The organism is Paenibacillus rhizovicinus, from assembly GCF_010365285.1.
Lineage (GTDB): Bacteria > Bacillota > Bacilli > Paenibacillales > Paenibacillaceae > Paenibacillus_Z > Paenibacillus_Z rhizovicinus.
Window position 1 is genome coordinate 5,548,315 of sequence record NZ_CP048286.1, and the last position, 17,226, is coordinate 5,565,540.

Consider the following 17,226-nt stretch of genomic DNA (forward strand, 5'->3'; position numbering starts at 1 on the left):
CCAAGCGTACCGAAAGGGCGTGACCCGTATTGGCGGCGAAGCTGGTTAGCTTGTGGCATTCGATGCAGTCCGTGCAGATCCGCTTGATTTGTTATTTGCTCCTCGTCATGCTGCCGTTGATGGGGGTCAGCCTCTATGCCATCCGTCAGTCGCAAGCGCTGCTCATCCGGCAGACAAGCGACAGCGTCTATGCGGCTCTATCCGCATCGATGGCCTATATCGACGTCATCATGCGGAGCATCGAGAACATCTCGATTCTGATTGCCTCCGACAAAGAAATGAACGATATGCTGTCCAAGAAGGAATCGGTAGGAAACGAGATTTTCACGCAGCTGAGAATCATGAACAAGGTCGGCGGCATCTCCTCCGTCAACGACTTCATCTCCGACATCTCCATCTTTCAGAAACAGACCGGCACGCTGGTGTCTTCCTCCCGAACCGGCGTCCGGCAAGTCGATTTGCTTGGCGAAGACTGGTATTGGCGCGCCTATAATCTGAGAGGGATCAGCTTGCTGGTAAACCCACGGGATACGCCGGACCGGTTCAAGAAAGTGGACTATCTGTTTAACAAAGACAATATCTTGCTGGTCAGAGCCATGGGGCTCAACCGGGCGGGGTACGATCCCAATCTCGTCAGCGTCGCCATCCGGCGGCAAATTCTGCTGGAATCGCTCGAACAGCTCCTCGAAGATACGGACAGCGATGTCTATCTCCTCTCCGATACGAACGAAATGCTGACTTCATCAGGCACGGCCTTCTCCCGGTCCTGGTTATCCGATCCGAGAAGAAGCTTCTTGACCCGTTCGCCGGACGGCAAGCAGCAAGTGTTCGTCAGCAAGGTCACGTCGGCAAGCTCCTCCTGGTCCATCGTCCTCGTTCAGCCGAAAAGCTCGCTCTACCACGCGTCGAAGCAAATCCAGGAATTTATCATTCTCATCATCGTCATCAGCGTTCTGCTTGCGTTCCTCATCTCCTGGATCTTGTACCGGAGAATCACGTCGCCGCTGAAGATTCTCTCGTACGGCATGCATCAGATACGGAAAGGCTTCTACAATGTGAAGCTCAAGAAGGACCGGAACGACGAATTCGGTTTCTTGATGGACAGCTTCAATCAGATGGCCGAGCAGCAAAGCCACTTGATCCGCGACATCTACGAGCATCAAATCCAGCGGGCCAAGACCGATTTGAAATTTCTGCAATCGCAGATCAACCCCCATTTTCTGTATAACACCTTGGACTCCATCTACTGGGCCGCGCGCAATTACGAAGCCGACGAGATCAGTGAAATGGTGCTGAACCTGTCCAAGTTTTTCCGTCTGAGTCTGACGAAGGGCAAAGATACGTTCACGCTGGAGGAATCCGTGGCGCATCTGCAGTATTATATGCGAATTCAGCAGCTGCGGCTGTTGGACAAGTTTGCGTACGACGTTCAGATGGCCGAAGAGACGAAGCAGCTTCCGATCGTCAAGCTGATTTTGCAGCCGATCGTGGAGAATGCGATTTTTCACGGGCTGGAGAAACGCAAGGACAACGGCGGGAAATTGACCATCGTGTGCGCCATCGAAGACCGGCGTCTGGCTGTCATGGTGAAGGATAATGGGGTGGGGATGTCCCGGGAGCGGCTGCAGTACATTCAGCGGCGGATCGCATCGATCAAGGAAGGCTTCACGTTCGTCAACGACGACGCGAATCCCGATATGTACGGCATCCGCAATGTCAAAGCGAGGCTGCTCCTCTACTATGGCAATCAGGCCGATCTGCGGTACGAAAGCACGGAAACGGAAGGCACCGTCGTCACCGTCTTCATTCCGATTGACCGGACAATCCAGACGTGAAAGGGGCATACAGCGATGGATCTGATGATCGTGGAGGATGAACTTCGCTTGCTGAACAGTTTGGCGAACAACATTCCGTGGGAAGCGCATGCCATCGAAGTCGTTGCGCTGGCGTCCGACGGGAAAGAAGCGTTGTCCGTGTTCGAGCGCAAACAGCCTGAAATTATCATCATGGATATCGTCATGCCGGAACAGGACGGCCTGTCCCTGTCCCGGGAAATCTTGCAGCGCATGCCCGATACCCGCATCATCGTGCTCAGCGGGCATGACGATTTCCAGTATGCGCAGCGGGCCGTGGAGATCGGCGTTTTCAAATATTTGCTGAAGCCGGCGGGGGACGAAGAGATCGTCAAGGCGGTGACGGAAGCGGCTGCAGCCGCCCGAAGCCTGCGGGAAAACCGGCTGAAGCTGGAGGATTTGCAAACCCGGTGGACCTTGCATTTGCCCCGCCTGCGGGTAGATTTTCTGCGCGATTGGGTGAACGGGAAATTCGCGGACGATGAGATCGACGACCATGTCCGGCAGCTGTCGCTTGCCCTGGAAGCAGGCCGCCGGTACTGCGTCGTCGCGGCGGAAGTCGATCCGCTGCTGCGGGCGGAAGCCAGTTCCGGGAAAGAAGATCTGCCTTTGCTGCAGTTCTCGTTATTCAGCATCGCAAGCGAGTGGCTTCGCTCGGCGCAATGCGAGGTGTTTCAGGCCTATAACGGCACGACGGTGCTGATCTTCAAAGGTGCGGCAGGGGAGAAGGATCGGGATCTGCTGCAGCGAACCAATCAATCAGTCAAGAAGCTGGTATCCAGCGCGCATGAATACTTGAAGGTGACGACGTCCAGCGCGGGAATCGGGCTGGCGGTGGGCCGCGAGTCGGTAGCGGTCTCCTACATGCAGGCGCGCAAAGCGCTGCAGGAACGCGCCGTTCTCGGGCACGAGATCGTTATCTCGTATCATGAGCATCCGAAGGAACCGCGCGCGTTCGAATTTCAGCGGGATTTGGAGAAACGGGTGCTGATCGCGCTGGAAACGAGCGATAAGACGGAAGCGGCGGCTCGGATTACTTCGATCGTCGGCGATCAGGTGGCGTCGCTGGATACGCTGCGTAATTTTCAGGAATACATGCTGTTCCTGCAGAGCTTGCTCACCCGGATCATCCACGCACAAGGCTGGTCGGTGCTCGATGTGCTTGGCGATGATACGATGGAATTGCAGACGCCGGAGGCGGTTCAGACGCGGCAGCAGATGCGCGAATGGTCCGGACGGATGATCGACAAAATCATCGGGTATGCGGAGGCGGAACGCAAATCGGGTACGCACCGGCTCATTCGAAACGTTCACGCGATGATCGAAGCGAGCATGGACCAGGATGTGACGCTGCATACGGTTGCCGACCGGCTGTATATCAATTCTTCTTATCTGAGCCGCTTGTTCAAGAAGGAGACGGGCAGATCGTTCTCGGATTATGTGCTCGAGCAGAAGATGAACAAAGCCAGGGAGCTGCTGCAGACGGGATTGAAAGTGTCCGATGCGGCCCGGATGACCGGATACATGGACGCCAGTTATTTCATCAAGCTGTTCCGGAAGTTCTGGGGCGTCACGCCAGGCGAGCTGAAGCGGTAATCTGATAAAAATAGACATAACCAACATTTCCACCATGTGGTAAATTGATAACATAAGGAGGAGGTATGACGTGGCGATCGATATGGAGCTCATTCGAGATGCCGACGGTTATAAGCCGGCACTCGTTCCTAAAGCGTTGAAGGCGATTGATAGCGCCAGACACAACGATGCTGCAGCTGCGGCAGGCAATGCGATGAACGAGGCAGTCATTTCAGGCGGAGAAGGACGGGATGCAATGAACGGACAAGCGGCAACAACAGCCCATATTACCGGATCGGCGATCGTGCTGGTCGTAGCGGACATGCAGGCATCAGCCGGCTTCTACAGAAATCTTGGCTTTACCTACGAGGAGATCGGCGGCCCCGACGTGTCGCATGTCCATGTCTCAAGAGGGAATCTAACGTTAATTCTGCATCCCGCGACGAATCCATCGGACGTCCGTCCGGCATCGTCGCTCGCGGGCGGACTGTATTTCGACGCTTACGCCTACACCGATGCCGTCGATCTGCTGGCCGAACAATGCGCCGCTCTAGGCGTGGAAATCGTGAGGGGCCCGCATTACTCGGAGCATTGGAGCGAGTTTACGATGAAAGACGCGGACGGTTACCGCATCACGTTTGGCGGAAGCGTCAGCAAGACAGCCGAATAGACTGCACGTGTACAGGCATCAGCCAAGTTGCGGACAGGATAAGCCAAAGCCAAGCCGAAGCCGTCTCGTCATCGAGATGGCTTTTTTGCTATTGGCTTTTCACGGCATCCGCTGCCCGGTAAAACAAGTCATCAGCCTCCTACGAAAGGTCATGAGATTCCTCTATTCGCACCTGTCCCCGTCACTTTATGATTAATCTGTACAAGACAAGGCTGGTGAAGGAGATGATGCAATGCTGAAGGGGATTAATCAGTGGTGCTTTCCAGAAGGAACGGATCTCGACACCTTGTTCTCGCATAGCAGCAAAGCCGGCTTCGACGCGGTCGAGCTGAACCTGTACGAGCCGGGCGGGGTTGGACTGACGCTGGAATCTACGGCGGCTGAAGCGGAAAGCATCAAACGGAAGGCGGAGTCGTACGGCATTCAATTAAGGAGCTTGTCGACCGGACTGATGTGGGCGAATTCCCTGTCCTCCGAAGACGAGCATGCCAGAGCCAAAGGAAGGGCCATCGTCGAGAAGCAGATCGAGCTGGCCCATGCGATGGACATCGATACCATCCTCGTCGTTCCGGCGTTCGTCAAGAAGGAAGGCGATCACGGCTACGATGTCGCTTACCGGCGCAGCCAGGCGGAGCTCGCCAAGCTGGTGCCGCTCGCGGAGCGGAATCGCGTCAACATCGCCATCGAGAACGTATGGAACAAGTTTCTGCTGTCGCCGCTGGAGATGGCCCGGTACATCGACGAGCTTGGATCTTCCTGGGTCGGCGCGTACTTCGACGTCGGCAACGTGCTCAATTTCGGCTTTCCCGAGCAGTGGATTCGTATTCTGGGCCCGCGGATTCGCAAGGTTCACGTGAAGGACTTCAAGCTGAACGTCGGCAATATCACCGGCTTCGTCCCTCTGCTGGCGGGCGATGTGGATTGGCCGGAAGTGTGCAAGGCGCTTCGCGAAATCGGCTATGCGGATACGCTCACCGCGGAGCTGAACATCTACGCGGCGAATCCGTATCAAACCGCGTACGATACGGCACGGCATTTGGATATCATCTTGGGCGGAAGCGCCCAATAGGCGAAGGAGGTCTCGACGGATGAGCAAGGTGAGAGTCGGATTCGTAGGCGCCGGCGGCATTGCGTCCGCCCATATGGAGGCGCTTGTCAGGAATGAGAAGGTACAGCTGACGGCTGTATGCGACGTCGTGCAGGCCAGCGCGCACAGAGCCGCGGAAAAATACGGGATGCAGGCCTATTCGGACTTCGATTCGCTGTTGGACGCGGAAGAGGTGGATGCGCTGTTCGTTTGCGTACCGCCATTCGCCCACGGCGATATCGAAGAGAAGGCCTGCGCGAAAGGGATTCATCTGTTCGTGGAGAAGCCGCTCGGTCTGGATATGAACGTCATTCGGAAGAAAGCGGCGATCATTCGCGATGCGGGCATTATGAGCTCCTCGGGTTACGTGCTGCGGTATTTGGACACGGCTTCCAAGGCCAGGGCGTATTTGCAGGGCAAAACGATCGGCATGGTCCGCGCCCACTATATGACCGGCTTCGTTTCCACCCCATGGTGGAGAGACATGGCCAAGTCCGGCGGGCAGCTCGTGGAGCAGACGACGCATACCGTGGACATGGTTCGTTTCCTTGCCGGCGATGTCAGCAAGGTCTATGCGCAGATGGCACTTCGCGTCATGGGCGACATCGAGAACCTCAACATTCCGGATGTCGGCACGGTAGCGCTAACGTTCGAGTCCGGCGCGATCGGGCATGTGGATACCTGCTTTATTCAGCCGGATCACCGGGTAGGCGTAGAGGTGCAGGGGAAGGATTTCCGCGTGCTGGTGGAAGGCTCCAAGCTGACGATTACGGACAAGGAAGGCACGCAAACGGTGAACAGCGAGACGGAGGACATCATGTTCGCCCAGGACAGCGCGTTCATCGATGCCGTGATTACCGGGAATCGGTCGCTCATTCTGGCGCCGTATGACGATGCCTTGCGCACGGTGGAAATTACGCTGGCCGCCAATCAGTCTGCGCTAAGCGGTAATCCGGTACAGCTGGGCGAGGGGGCGTAGCTCGCGATGGACGTGAAGCTTGCCTGCATGACGCTGCCTTATGCCGCGCATCCGTTCGAACGTGCGCTGGAAGGCATTGCAAGGGCGGGGTATCGTTACGTGGCGTTCGGAACGCCGCATAGGAACGCGTCCGTCGTCGATCCGGAGGATCAAGCATCGGTCGAGCGGGTAAGGGAGCTGTTGACCCGGTTCGGGCTTGAGCCGGCCATGCTCCTCGCCCATGCGCAGATGCACCATACGGAACCGGTGGAAGGGGCGCTGCAGCAGATCCGGCTTGCGCATGCATTAGGTATTCCGGAAGTGAACGCGCTGGGCTTCTGGGGCTACCATCGCTTCCCAGACGAGCCGTTGTCGGCGGAGGAATATGAAACGAACAGCAGGGAGTTCGCGGCGTTCTTCGCCCGGCTCGCGCAAGAAGCGGAGCGGCTCGGCGTGGTCGTCTCGCTCAAGCCCCATACTGGGAATACCGCGACGGCCAAGCTGCTGCGCGGCACGGTGGACGCCATCGGATCGCCAAGCGTCAAAGCCTGCTACGATCCCGGCAACATCAGCTATTACGAGGGATTGGACCCGCTGCCCGGGTTCGAATCGGTGGTGCCGCTGCTCGCCTCGTTTATCGCGAAAGATCATGAAACCGGGCTGAGACGGTATGCCTTTCCCGTCCCCGGCGAAGGAGACATGCCGTTCGCCGCGATGTTCCGGCAAATGGCGGAAGCGGGATTCAGCGGACCGGTCGTGGTCGAGAAGCTCGACGGCGACGGAACGCCGCTGCCGCTGGAGGAGCTGGATCGCCGGGTGGCACGGGCGAGAACAAATCTGGAGCGCTTGCTCGTGCAGGCAAGCGAAACGTGAGGAAGGAGCCGCGGATGCCTAAAGTAGCGTTAATTGGACTTGGGACCATGGGACAACTCCATGCGGAAGCATGGTCGCGGATGCCCGGCGTGCAATTCATCGGCATCTCCGGGCAGCATGCGGAGAAGACGCAGCGGCTGGCCGCGCGATTCGGCGTACAGGCCTATTACGGACTTGACCAATTGCTCGCCGAAGCGGATTTCGACGTGCTCGACATTTGCGTCCCTTCCTACCTGCATCATGCCTTCGTGCTGAAAGCCGCGAACGCGGGCAAGCATGTCGTCTGCGAGAAGCCGCTCGCGCTCCATGCCCGGGAAGCGGAGGAACTGGTCGAGACCTGCAAGGCGCGCGGCGTGCGCTTGTTCGTCGGACACGACCTGCGATTCTGTCCGGAATACGAACGTGCGCATCGCCTGGTCAAGTCGGGCAAGCTCGGCCGGACTGCAGTGGTCCGGATGTCCCGCACGACTGCTTATCCGCAGGGCTGGGACAACTGGTTCGCGGACGAGGCGCGCAGCGGCGGGCTCTTGATGGACCTGCTGATCCATGATTTCGACTGGCTGCGCTGGACCTTCGGCGAGGTGAAGCGGGTGACGGCGAGACGCGCGTCCCGGGATTCGGAGGCCGGTCCGCTGGAATACGTGCTGGTGACGCTGCGGATGGAAGACGGCACGATTGCGCTTGTAGAGGGTTCGTGGGCGCATACGGAATTCAACAGCAGCTTCGAGATTACCGGCACGGGAGGCATGATCGTGGAGAATATGGCGAACAACGCGCCGCTCCTGCTCCGGCAGCGCTCCGGTCTGCAGCAATCGGAGGGCGGCGTTATCGTGCCCGAGCTGATCGCGAACAAGAGTCCGCTGCAGAAGGAGCTCGAGCATTTCGTCCGCTGCCTGGAAACGGGCAGCGAATCGTTGATCACCGCCTACGACGGCTTCAAAGCGGTGGAAATCGCGGAAGCGGCGATCGCATCCGCCCGAACCGGCGAAAGCGTGACATTGTCAAGGACAGCGTCCAAGGAGGTGACGCCGTGAAGGTGGCTGTAATCAGTTTCGCCCATATGCATGCTTACAGCTATGCGGAGCATCTGACGGCCTCGCCCGATGCCGAGTTATCCGCCGTGTGGGACGAAGACGAAACCCGCGGCATGGAAGCCGCGTCGCGCTACGGCGTGCCGTATTACAGGGAGCTTGACGAACTGCTGCGGACCGACGCGGCGGCCGTCATCGTCTGTTCGGAGAATGCCAGGCACAAGGAGCATGTGATCGCTGCGGCCGCAGCAGGCAAGCATGTGCTCTGCGAGAAGCCGATCGCGGTCGACCCGGACGACGCGGAAGCGATGATCCGGGCCTGCCGCGACAACGGCGTCATTCTGCAAATCGCATTCCCCGTCCGCTATTCGCCGGTGATCCGGCAAGCGAGGGAGCTGATTCGCAGCGGTCAACTCGGCAGCATCATCGGGGTGAACGCGACGAATCACGGCAAAATGCCCGGCGGCTGGTTCATTGACCCGCAGTTGTCCGGAGGCGGCGCGGCCGTCGACCACATCGTGCACGTGATGGATATTCTGTTCTGGGTGCTGGAGAAGAAGGTGACGCGCGTTCACGCCGAACTGGATACCCGGCTGCATGATATCGAAGTCGAAGACTGCGGCATCGTGCTGCTCGAGATGGAATCTGGCATCATTGCCGCGATCGATCCGAGCTGGTCCAGACCGGCTTCCTATCCGATCTGGGGAGACCTCGTCATCTCGTTCACCGGAACGAAAGGGACGCTGCATCTCGACCTGCACAAGCAAGCGTCCGTCTTCTACAACGACGTCAAGGATAAGACGGAATGGATGCTTTGGACGGATGATCTGGACGAAGGGCTTGTCGGCGATTTTCTCGCTATCGTCCGGGAGGGCAGACCCGCTTCCATCAGCGGAGAGGATGGCCTGGCAACGCTTCGGGTCGTAAGATCGGCCTTGGCCTCGCATCTGTCGGGGCGAGCTATCGAGCTTTGAATATTCCATTCAAGGAGGGCTCAGTATGAAGAGGAACCGTACGGCACTTCTCGTGCTTGTTATTCTGTTCGCGATCGGCGCGGCAGCCTGTTCTTCCGGCGGAGGCAATAACGGAGAGGGATCCAGCGGGGGTTCGAACGGCAAGAAGGTCGATGTGGTCTGGTGGTTTCCGGCGAAGGAACAGGAAGCGGCGATGAAGCAAATCGCGGACAACTTCAACAAGAAGCAGGATAAAATCAACCTCAAGGTACAGTTGAACGCGGGAGCGGATTATTATACGAAGCTGCAAACCACCCTCGCCGCCAAGAACGGACCCGATATCATGTGGATGAACGGTCCGAACTTCCCCAAATTCCAATCCAAGGGATTCCTGCTCAAGTACGATGAATTGATCGAGCGCGACGGCTTCTCCATGGCGGATTTCCCGGATGCGCTGGTGAAATTGTATTCCAAGGACGGCGTTTACGGCATGCCGAAGGACTACGATACGATCGGGCTGTTCTATAACAAGGAGCTGTTCGACAAAGCCGGCGTCCCTTACCCGACCGAGAAATGGACATGGGAAGATCTGCGCAACGCGGCCAAGAAATTGACGATCGGCTCCGGCGACAAGACGACGCAATGGGGCATCGCCGTACCTGCCTCGACGCAGGAAGTCATCTATCCGTTCTTCGTCCAGAACGGCGTCAAGCCGATGAGCGACGATCGGACTTCCCTGCAATACGACAGCCCCGAAGGCATTGAAGCGATCCAATTCCTCTATGATTTGATGTACAAAGACAAATCCTCCCCCGACGGTCAATATATGACCGACAACGACCCGACCCAACTGTTCCAATCCGGCAAGGTCGCGATGATCATGAACGGTTCCTGGATGGCAAAGCCGTACTACGATGTCCTGAAGGATAAGGTGGACGTGCAGTTCATGCCGATCGAGAAGACCAAAGGGAACATCATTCACGGCGTAGCCTGGGTCGCCAACGCCAACACGAAGCATAAGGACGAGACGTGGGAAGTCATTAAATATTTGGGCTCCAAGGAAGTCGCGATGCTGCAGGCGGACAGCGGCACGGTCATTCCCGCTCTGAAAGGCACGCAGGACGCGTGGGTCAAGGCGCTCCCGATGAATTTGAAGATCTTCACGGAGTCCGCCGAATTCGCCACGCCTTATCCGACCGCATTCGATCCGGAATGGGAAACGACGGTCGCGACCCACTTGACCAACATTTGGCTCAATAAAGAGTCTCCGGCAGACGGCATGAAGAAGGTCACCGAGGAAGCGAACGCACTGCTTTCGGCCGCCAAATAAGACCCGGAAAGGGTCCCGGCCGGAAATTCGACCGGGGCCCTTCCGCTTCAATACCGCAATGGAATGCGCGGCGCCGCCCAAGACCAGCGCCGGCATTTCATTTAGCATGGGGAGGGGAACGCGCATGCGGCTAGCGAGTGAAACGAGACTTTCCTTGACCAGGCCTGCCGTCAAGTCCCGGATGCGCTTGAAGGAAATGCTCTGGGGCTATTTCTTTATCGGACCTGTCGTCATCGGGCTGCTGATCTTCACGATCATTCCCATCGTCGCCTCGCTGGTGCTCAGCTTCACGAGCTGGGACGGTTCGAGCGACGTCAAGTTCATCGGCTTTGCCAACTTCGCCGACATGTTCGCCGACAATATCTACCTCAAGTCGCTGCGTGTCACGACGATCTATACGGTCGTAACGGTTCCGTGCACCATTATTTTATCCGTTATTATCGCCGTGCTGCTTAACAGGAAGATGCGAGGGCGGGACGCGTACCGGCTGATCTTCTTTCTTCCCTCCGTCACCATGCCTGTCGCCATAGCGGTCGTCTGGAAATGGATGTATAACGGCAGCAACGGTCTGATCAATTATTTATTGTCGCTCGTCGGCGTCGACGGTCCCAATTGGATTACGGACGAGCGGTTCATTCTGCTGAGCGTCATGATAATCGCTGTCTGGGGCGGAATCGGCTACAACATGATTATTCTGCTGTCCGGCTTGCAGGGAATCCCCGATTCGTATTATGAAGCGGCCGCGATCGACGGCGCCACGGGCTGGAGCCGGTTCATCCACATTACGATGCCGCTGCTGACGCCGGCGATTTTCTTCGTGATGGTGACGAGTCTGATCGGCGCCTTCCAGGTGTTCGACCTCGTCTTCATGCTGACGCCGCCTTCCAACGGGGGGGGAGCCGGAGGCGTGCTCCAGGATGCAACGCGCACGGCGGTTTACTCGATCTACCAGAACGGCTTCACTTGGTTCAAGATCGGTTATGCGTCCGCTCAGGCATGGGTGCTGTTCGTCATTATTTTCCTCATTACGATGGTGCAGATGTATCTGCAGAAAAGGTGGGTTCATTACGAATAAGGGGGGAGCAGGACGTGAATGGCAAACAGGAGACAAGCGTCGCGACGCGTATTTTCATTCATCTAATCTTGATTCTCGGGGCACTGACGATGCTGCTTCCTTTCTGCTGGATGATTACGACCTCGATCAAGACCTATGCGGATTCCGTCCAGATTCCGCCGGTATGGATCCCGACCCATCCGGACTTTTCCTGGTATGGAAAGATATTCGAGCAGGTGCCGTTCGGTAGGTATTATATGAATACGATCATGGTAGCCGTCGGGAGAACCGTTCCGCAGGTGATCTTCTGCTCGATGGCGGCCTACGGTTTCTCCCGTCTGCGGTTTCCGGGGCGAAATGTCATTTTCATCGGCGTTCTCGCCATTCTGATGGTGCCTTCTCAGGTGCTGCTTATTCCGCAGTATTACGAGATGGTCCGTTTCCACTGGGTAGACACGTATCGGGCGCTGATCGTGCCCGGCATCTTCTCCGCTTACGGAACGTTTCTGCTTCGCCAGTTTTTCATGTCGCTGCCGAAGGAATTGGAAGAAGCGGCGATTATCGACGGCTGCAATCCCTGGACGATCTTCTGGCGCATTCTGCTGCCGCTCACCGTACCGGCCCTCTCCGCGCTGACGTTCTTCGCCGTCTTGTGGAGCTGGAACGATTTTATCTGGCCGCTGGTCGTCACGAACGACGATTCGATGAAAGTGCTGTCCGTAGGCATCAACTCCTTGCAGGGGGTCTACGTCTCCAAGCAGCCGCTGCTGATGGCAGGCGCCGCGATGGCGACCGTTCCGCTGCTGATCTTCTTCCTCGTGCTGCAGAAATTCGTCATCAAAGGCATCACGTTCTCGGGAATTAAAGGTTAAGCGACGTGGATGTAGGATGGAAAGCGCGCGAGGCAGCGCGACGCCGGGTTGCAGCATTTTCGACCGTTGCCGGTCAGGTCATTATAAATTTGTGCAGCAAGCAGGAACATCCGGATTTTTGTCAAAAGGTTCTATTCAGAAGGGGCGATACGAATTGGCCAACATTAAAGTGCTGTTCTGGTTCGATGTGGAGGATTACACGACGCCGGAGTCGATGGACGGGTTCCGGGGATTGATCGATCTATGCGATTCGCGGGGAATTCAGGGGATTTTCAAACTGGTCGGCGAGAAGGCCAGAATGATGGTAGAGCTCGGCCGGCAGGACATTATCGAGAAGCTCCGCAATCATGAGGTGGGCTATCATACCGACTATCACAGCGTTCACCCTACCATCAGCGAATACTTGGAGCATATGGGATTCAAGGACGGCGCGGAACGTTTCGACCGTGAGGAATATGCCGGACTGAAGGATGTAGAACGGATCACCGGCATGCCGAACGAGTGCTACGGCCAGCCCGGCGGCGCTTGGGCGCCGCAGGCGTTTCCCGCCATCTTGAAATGGGGCGTTCCCGTCTACCTGGACAATCATGAGCAGGTGACGTTGAACAGCCGTCCTTATTGGTACGGCGGACTGCTCAACTTCATGGAGCTGACGGGATTCATGCGAATGGAGCTCGTCGAAGACGGGCTGGAGACGGCGAAGCAGGAGTTCGATGCGATCTACGAGAAGTTATCCAGTGAGCCCGTCGGATTCGTAAGCATCGTGTACCATCCGAACGAGTTTAACACGCCGCGGTTTTGGGACGACGTGAATTTCGCCAGAGGGAAGAATCCGCCGCGTTCCGAATGGCAGCCGGCCAGCCCGCTCCGGCCGCCGGGGGAAATGGAGAAGTACCTGGCCATGCTGGGAGAGTTCCTCGATTATATCTTGTCCAGGGACAACGTCGAATTCATCACTTCGGCGCAGGCGAGGGAGCTCGAACGGTCCAGCAAGGGCGAGCTATCCGAAGAGCAGGTCCGGAAGCTGGCGGAAGACGTAGACGGCGAGCTGTATTTCAAGGAGATCGACGACTATTCGCTGTCCGCTTCGGATACGCATTCGCTGTTCAGCCGTTATTTGCTGGACCGGCCGCTGGCGCCGGAGCTGATCTACGGCCCGGAAACGGAAGTCGCAAGCGGCGGCAGCCCGGTCGTCACCGTGCGGGCGTTGAAGCAGGCGATCGCCGAGCCGTATCCGGACGTATTCGGTTATAAGCAGCTTCCCGATACGTTCAAGGTCGGAGAAGCGAGCGTCAATCCGGTCGATCTGACGTGCACCTTGGCGAAGGTCATTCGGGACGGGCTGACAGACGAGGATGAAGTGGCCGTCGTCCGCGGCCGCCTTCGGTCGCAGCAGCATGCGAAGGACGACGACTTCTGGGGAAAAGGCTGGATCATCTTCCCGGAGGACTTCCGCGTGCCGAACATCGTGCGGATGTCCAAATTGCAGACGTGGACGCTCAAGCCTGCTTTGTTCTAATCACTATAATCACTATAATCACTATAATCACCTTGATCACCTTCGCCGATCGGATTGCCGGTCCAGGCGAAGGTGTTTGCATGAGGAGCGTGCGTAAGCCTTGACATGGTTGAAGGATTTTCGGTCGTTTTTCAAAATCCGCGGCGCGGCCCCATTAATCGCGGGCATGTTCCTGTACGGGATCGGAAGCGGCATCTTGGCACCGATGAACGCCGTGTACATGCGGGATGGGATCGGTTTGAGCAAGGTGGAGATCGCCTCGATCTTCTCGATCTCGCTGCTGTTCAATTTGGCCGCTACGATCGCGATCGGCTTGATCAGCGACCGCATGGCGAAGAAGAAGAGGCTGACGGTTTATGCGGTGCCGCTGTGCATGGCGGGTTTGCTGCTGTACATGCAGGCAGACGGTTATGCGCTGGCCTTGCTCGGGCTGGTGCTTGCCTCGGCGCCTTCCGGTCTCATCATGGGGCAATTGTTCGCCATGGCTCGCAACCACATGATGCTTCATGCCGCCTCGTTCTTCGAAATGGCGCAAATCTGGCTTCGGGCGACGCTCAGCGTCGGATTCTTCACCGGTCTGCTGGCCGGCGCGAACGTGTATCTCTTCGCGGGGTTCCGGGGCGTTCTCTGGGGGAATTTGCTCGGCTACGCGCTGCTCTTCCTCTGTCTGCTGCTTTACAAAGAGAACGAGGGCAAGGCCGCGAAAAACGTGAGCACGGGCGAACCTTTCTCGCTCGTCATGCTGGCCGCGCTGCTGCTGCTGTGCTGCGCGGATTCGCTGCGCGGACTGTACCTGCCGCTTGTCGTCGTCCAGCTGTTCGAGCGGCCGCAGACGATGTCCTACTTGTGGAGCGTGCAGGCTGTTTTCGAACTGCTGTTCATGACGCTGGCCGGTTATTGGGCGGCCCGGTACGGCAGCAAACGGATTATGATCCTATCGAGCTTCTTCGCGCTCGTCGTCTACGCGACGTATGCGTTCAGTCCGCCGATGGCGGTATTCTTCCTCGTGCAGCCGTTGTATTCGTTCTTTGTTTCCGTGCTGTACGGCGTAGCCATGGGCTATGTGCAGCGCATGTTTCATTCGCGCGTCGGTTTCGGTTCCAGCGTCTACGTGTCTCTGACCCAGACGGCCTCGCTCATCGGCTATCTGCTTCCTTTTCTCGTACCGGGCTACCGGCCGGCGATATTCGCCATTCCCGCGACATTGGTTCTGGCGGCATTGCTTATTATCGGCGCATCGGCGTATTGGACGCGGACGAAGACGAGAGGCCATAAGGTGAATGCAATCGAATACAAGTCCTAGACGCATATCTTCAGAGATTCTTCAATATCATGTAGTGGGTGATGACGATGGAGAAAGCCAAGAACGTTCAAATCCGTCCGCCGCAGACCGAGGAAGATAGGGAATGGTTCCGCAGTTTATGGATAAGCGAGTGGGGCGGCGAAATCATGATCTCGCGGGGCCGCGCATATGGTCCGCAGGACGTGAGCGCTCTCATAGCGTGGGAGGATGGCATGCGAGTGGGAGCAGCTAGCTATCTGCTAGATCGTGACGAATGCGAGTTAACGAGCCTTAATGCGACTGTCATTGGCGCAGGCATCGGAAGCCGGTTGATTGCCGCGGCGGAAGAGGCTGTAAGGCAGGCAGGGGTTCATCGTCTGTGGCTGCTGACGACAAACGATAATATCGATGCGCTACGCTTCTATCAACGACGCGGTTATCGAATAGCGGCCATCTATCCCGATGCCATAGCCGAATCTCGGAAGCTGAAGCCGACGATCCCGCTAGTAGGCTATTATGATATCCCGATTCGGGACGAAATTGTACTGGAGAAACAACTCTAGCCGTTGGCCCAGCTATGCGTGACCGGGGGCAATAATCGTTGTTTCATGAGGGCTGCCATTCCGGCGGTCCTTTATTTGTTTAGCAGGCAAAAAGGCGCGGTTGCAACATTATTGTCAGACTGAAACGTTATAGGGGTACCTGGGGGAAAAAGGGGATGCTGAAATGAAGATTCGGATGATGGTTAGTATCCTTGTATTGGTCGCTGTATTGAGCGGCTGCGCAAGTGGAAGTGACGGGGAAAATAATCGTGAAACAAAGACTGAAGGAATTACTGTAAGAAATACTGCACACAATCATGAAAGTAACGTCACGCTGGAAATGGTTACGCAAGCATTGGAAAACCAAGGTTTGAAATTGCTGCAGCTTACACCGGAGGGCGGCAGTTCATCTTTTGACGTGCTAAATGATGTTCGGGCGACGACATTTGCCATAGATACATACACCATGGACAAATCCGATACGGATGAAGTGGATGGTTCTTTGCATGCGAACGTAGATGTGTACATTTTTGTCTTTGATTCCGTGCAGGCGCGAAATGAGGGTCATCAAGCATTGCAAGACAAAGTAGCTCGCGCTAACTTTGTTATCGTTCCCAGCGTTTACGAGAAAGAAAATATACTCGTCATCTACTTCAAGATTCCAGCTGATAAGGCGGAGTATGATGAAATGATAAAAGGAGCAGTGGGGGCGCTATAGGGTTTTCTCGTCGTGTCCGCTCCTAACAAGCTGTCGCCGTGACAGGATTATAGCGACTAACGTTACGTGAGCGTTATTTTGATGAGTAGGCAAGTGTCACGATATCCGATGCGGGCATAGAATATCGCAATGACATCCTGCATCGGAGGCAACAGCTTATGATAGATGGTTACTGGTATTCACCTGCAGATGGTTGGCAGCAGCGCGGCTTACTTGGAAGCGGTCTCCCGGGCGGTATTTTAGGAAGCATGCTGGGCGGCGGTTTAACTAAAGGAGGTTTGATGGGCAGCATGTTGGGCGGCGGTTTCCCCAAGGGCGGCTTAATGGGCAGCATGCTGGGCGGCGGTTTCCCTAAGGGAGGTTTACTGGGCAGCATGCTGGGCGGCTCCCCCGTAAGCGCCGCTCCCGGAGGCGGCTTCCCCGGAGGCGGCTTCCCCGGAGGCGGCTTCCCCGGAGGCGGCTTCCCCGGAGGCGGTTTCCCTGGAGGCGGCTTCCCCGGAGGCGGCTTCCCCGGAGGCGGCTTCCCCGGAGGCGGCTTCCCCGGAGGCGGCTTCCCCGGAGGCGGCTTCCCCGGAGGCGGCTTCCCCGGAGGCGGTTTTCCCGGAGGCGGCTTCCCCGGAGGCGGCTTCCCCGGAGGCGGTTTCCCCGGAGGCGGTTTCCCCGGAGGCGGCTTCCCCGGAAGTGGCTTCCCCGGAAGTGGCTTCCCCGGAGGCGGCTTCCCCGGAGGCGGCTTCCCCGGAGGCGGTTTCCCCGGAGGCGGTTTCCCCGGAGGCGGCTTTCCCGGTGGCGGCTTTCCCGGAGGAGGCTTCCCCGGAGGAGGCTTTCCCGGTGGCGGTTTCCCCGGCAGTGGATTTCCTCAAAGGAATCCCCGGATAACCGCTTAGATCGAGATCTCTAGAGTGAGGCCCG

At 57.3% G+C, this 17,226-nt stretch carries 16 protein-coding genes; 15 read left to right on the forward strand and 1 reads right to left on the reverse strand.

The genetic code is table 11. The features are described from left to right. Nucleotides 1–29: 29 nt before the first annotated feature. From GZH47_RS24760 to GZH47_RS24830, 15 genes are all read left to right on the forward strand, one after another. Nucleotides 30–1,835 carry a sensor histidine kinase gene (locus tag GZH47_RS24760; RefSeq protein WP_162643689.1) on the forward strand — a complete coding sequence of 602 codons (1,806 nt, stop codon included), beginning with the start codon at nt 30–32 and terminating at the stop codon, nt 1,833–1,835. Nucleotides 1,836–1,850: 15 nt separating this feature from the next. Beyond that, nucleotides 1,851–3,449 (forward strand): response regulator, encoded by a 1,599-nt coding sequence (locus GZH47_RS24765; protein WP_162643690.1) that lies wholly within the window; start codon nt 1,851–1,853, stop codon nt 3,447–3,449. Between the two features lie 70 nt (nt 3,450–3,519). Further along, nucleotides 3,520–4,098 (forward strand): VOC family protein, encoded by a 579-nt coding sequence (locus tag GZH47_RS24770; protein WP_225446199.1) that lies wholly within the window; start codon nt 3,520–3,522, stop codon nt 4,096–4,098. Nucleotides 4,099–4,330: 232 nt separating this feature from the next. Next, complete coding sequence (locus tag GZH47_RS24775; RefSeq protein ID WP_162643691.1) at nt 4,331–5,167, forward strand: sugar phosphate isomerase/epimerase family protein; 837 nt, start codon at nt 4,331–4,333, stop codon at nt 5,165–5,167. 19 nt (nt 5,168–5,186) lie between these two features. After that, nucleotides 5,187–6,164 carry a Gfo/Idh/MocA family protein gene (locus tag GZH47_RS24780; protein ID WP_162643692.1) on the forward strand — a complete coding sequence of 326 codons (978 nt, stop codon included), beginning with the start codon at nt 5,187–5,189 and terminating at the stop codon, nt 6,162–6,164. Between the two features lie 6 nt (nt 6,165–6,170). Continuing rightward, nucleotides 6,171–7,016, forward strand: coding sequence for a sugar phosphate isomerase/epimerase family protein (locus GZH47_RS24785; RefSeq protein ID WP_162643693.1), 846 nt, complete (start codon nt 6,171–6,173; stop codon nt 7,014–7,016). A gap of 14 nt (nt 7,017–7,030) precedes the next feature. Beyond that, nucleotides 7,031–8,050, forward strand: coding sequence for a Gfo/Idh/MocA family protein (locus GZH47_RS24790; RefSeq protein ID WP_162643694.1), 1,020 nt, complete (start codon nt 7,031–7,033; stop codon nt 8,048–8,050). Next, the gene (locus GZH47_RS24795; protein ID WP_162643695.1) at nt 8,047–9,021 is read left to right on the forward strand and encodes a Gfo/Idh/MocA family protein; all 975 of its coding nucleotides are present in this window, start codon (nt 8,047–8,049) and stop codon (nt 9,019–9,021) included. The genes GZH47_RS24790 and GZH47_RS24795 overlap by 4 nt, the downstream gene beginning before the upstream one ends. Nucleotides 9,022–9,046: 25 nt before the next feature. Further along, nucleotides 9,047–10,330, forward strand: a complete 1,284-nt coding sequence (locus GZH47_RS24800; RefSeq protein ID WP_162643696.1) for an ABC transporter substrate-binding protein — start codon at nt 9,047–9,049, stop codon at nt 10,328–10,330. Nucleotides 10,331–10,454: 124 nt separating this feature from the next. Continuing rightward, nucleotides 10,455–11,405: a carbohydrate ABC transporter permease gene (locus GZH47_RS24805; RefSeq protein ID WP_162643697.1), complete on the forward strand. Its 951-nt coding sequence runs from the start codon at nt 10,455–10,457 to the stop codon at nt 11,403–11,405. Nucleotides 11,406–11,494: 89 nt separating this feature from the next. Further along, a complete protein-coding gene (locus GZH47_RS24810) occupies nt 11,495–12,256 on the forward strand; it encodes a carbohydrate ABC transporter permease (RefSeq protein WP_225446577.1) in 762 nt (253 codons plus the stop codon). A 154-nt stretch (nt 12,257–12,410) separates the two neighbouring features. Then, nucleotides 12,411–13,775: a polysaccharide deacetylase family protein gene (locus tag GZH47_RS24815; protein ID WP_162643698.1), complete on the forward strand. Its 1,365-nt coding sequence runs from the start codon at nt 12,411–12,413 to the stop codon at nt 13,773–13,775. Between the two features lie 100 nt (nt 13,776–13,875). Beyond that, on the forward strand, nt 13,876–15,078 hold the full coding sequence (locus tag GZH47_RS24820; RefSeq protein ID WP_225446200.1) for an MFS transporter: 1,203 nt from the start codon (nt 13,876–13,878) through the stop codon (nt 15,076–15,078). Nucleotides 15,079–15,125: 47 nt separating this feature from the next. Then, on the forward strand, nt 15,126–15,620 hold the full coding sequence (locus GZH47_RS24825) for a GNAT family N-acetyltransferase (RefSeq protein WP_162643699.1): 495 nt from the start codon (nt 15,126–15,128) through the stop codon (nt 15,618–15,620). A 163-nt stretch (nt 15,621–15,783) separates the two neighbouring features. Next, nucleotides 15,784–16,317 (forward strand): hypothetical protein, encoded by a 534-nt coding sequence (locus GZH47_RS24830; protein ID WP_162643700.1) that lies wholly within the window; start codon nt 15,784–15,786, stop codon nt 16,315–16,317. 351 nt (nt 16,318–16,668) lie between these two features. Here GZH47_RS24830 and GZH47_RS34690 read toward each other — a convergent pair whose 3' ends face one another. Continuing rightward, nucleotides 16,669–17,169 carry a pentapeptide repeat-containing protein gene (locus GZH47_RS34690; RefSeq protein WP_162645416.1) on the reverse strand — a complete coding sequence of 167 codons (501 nt, stop codon included), beginning with the start codon at nt 17,167–17,169 and terminating at the stop codon, nt 16,669–16,671. Between the last annotated feature and the right edge of the window lie 57 nt (nt 17,170–17,226).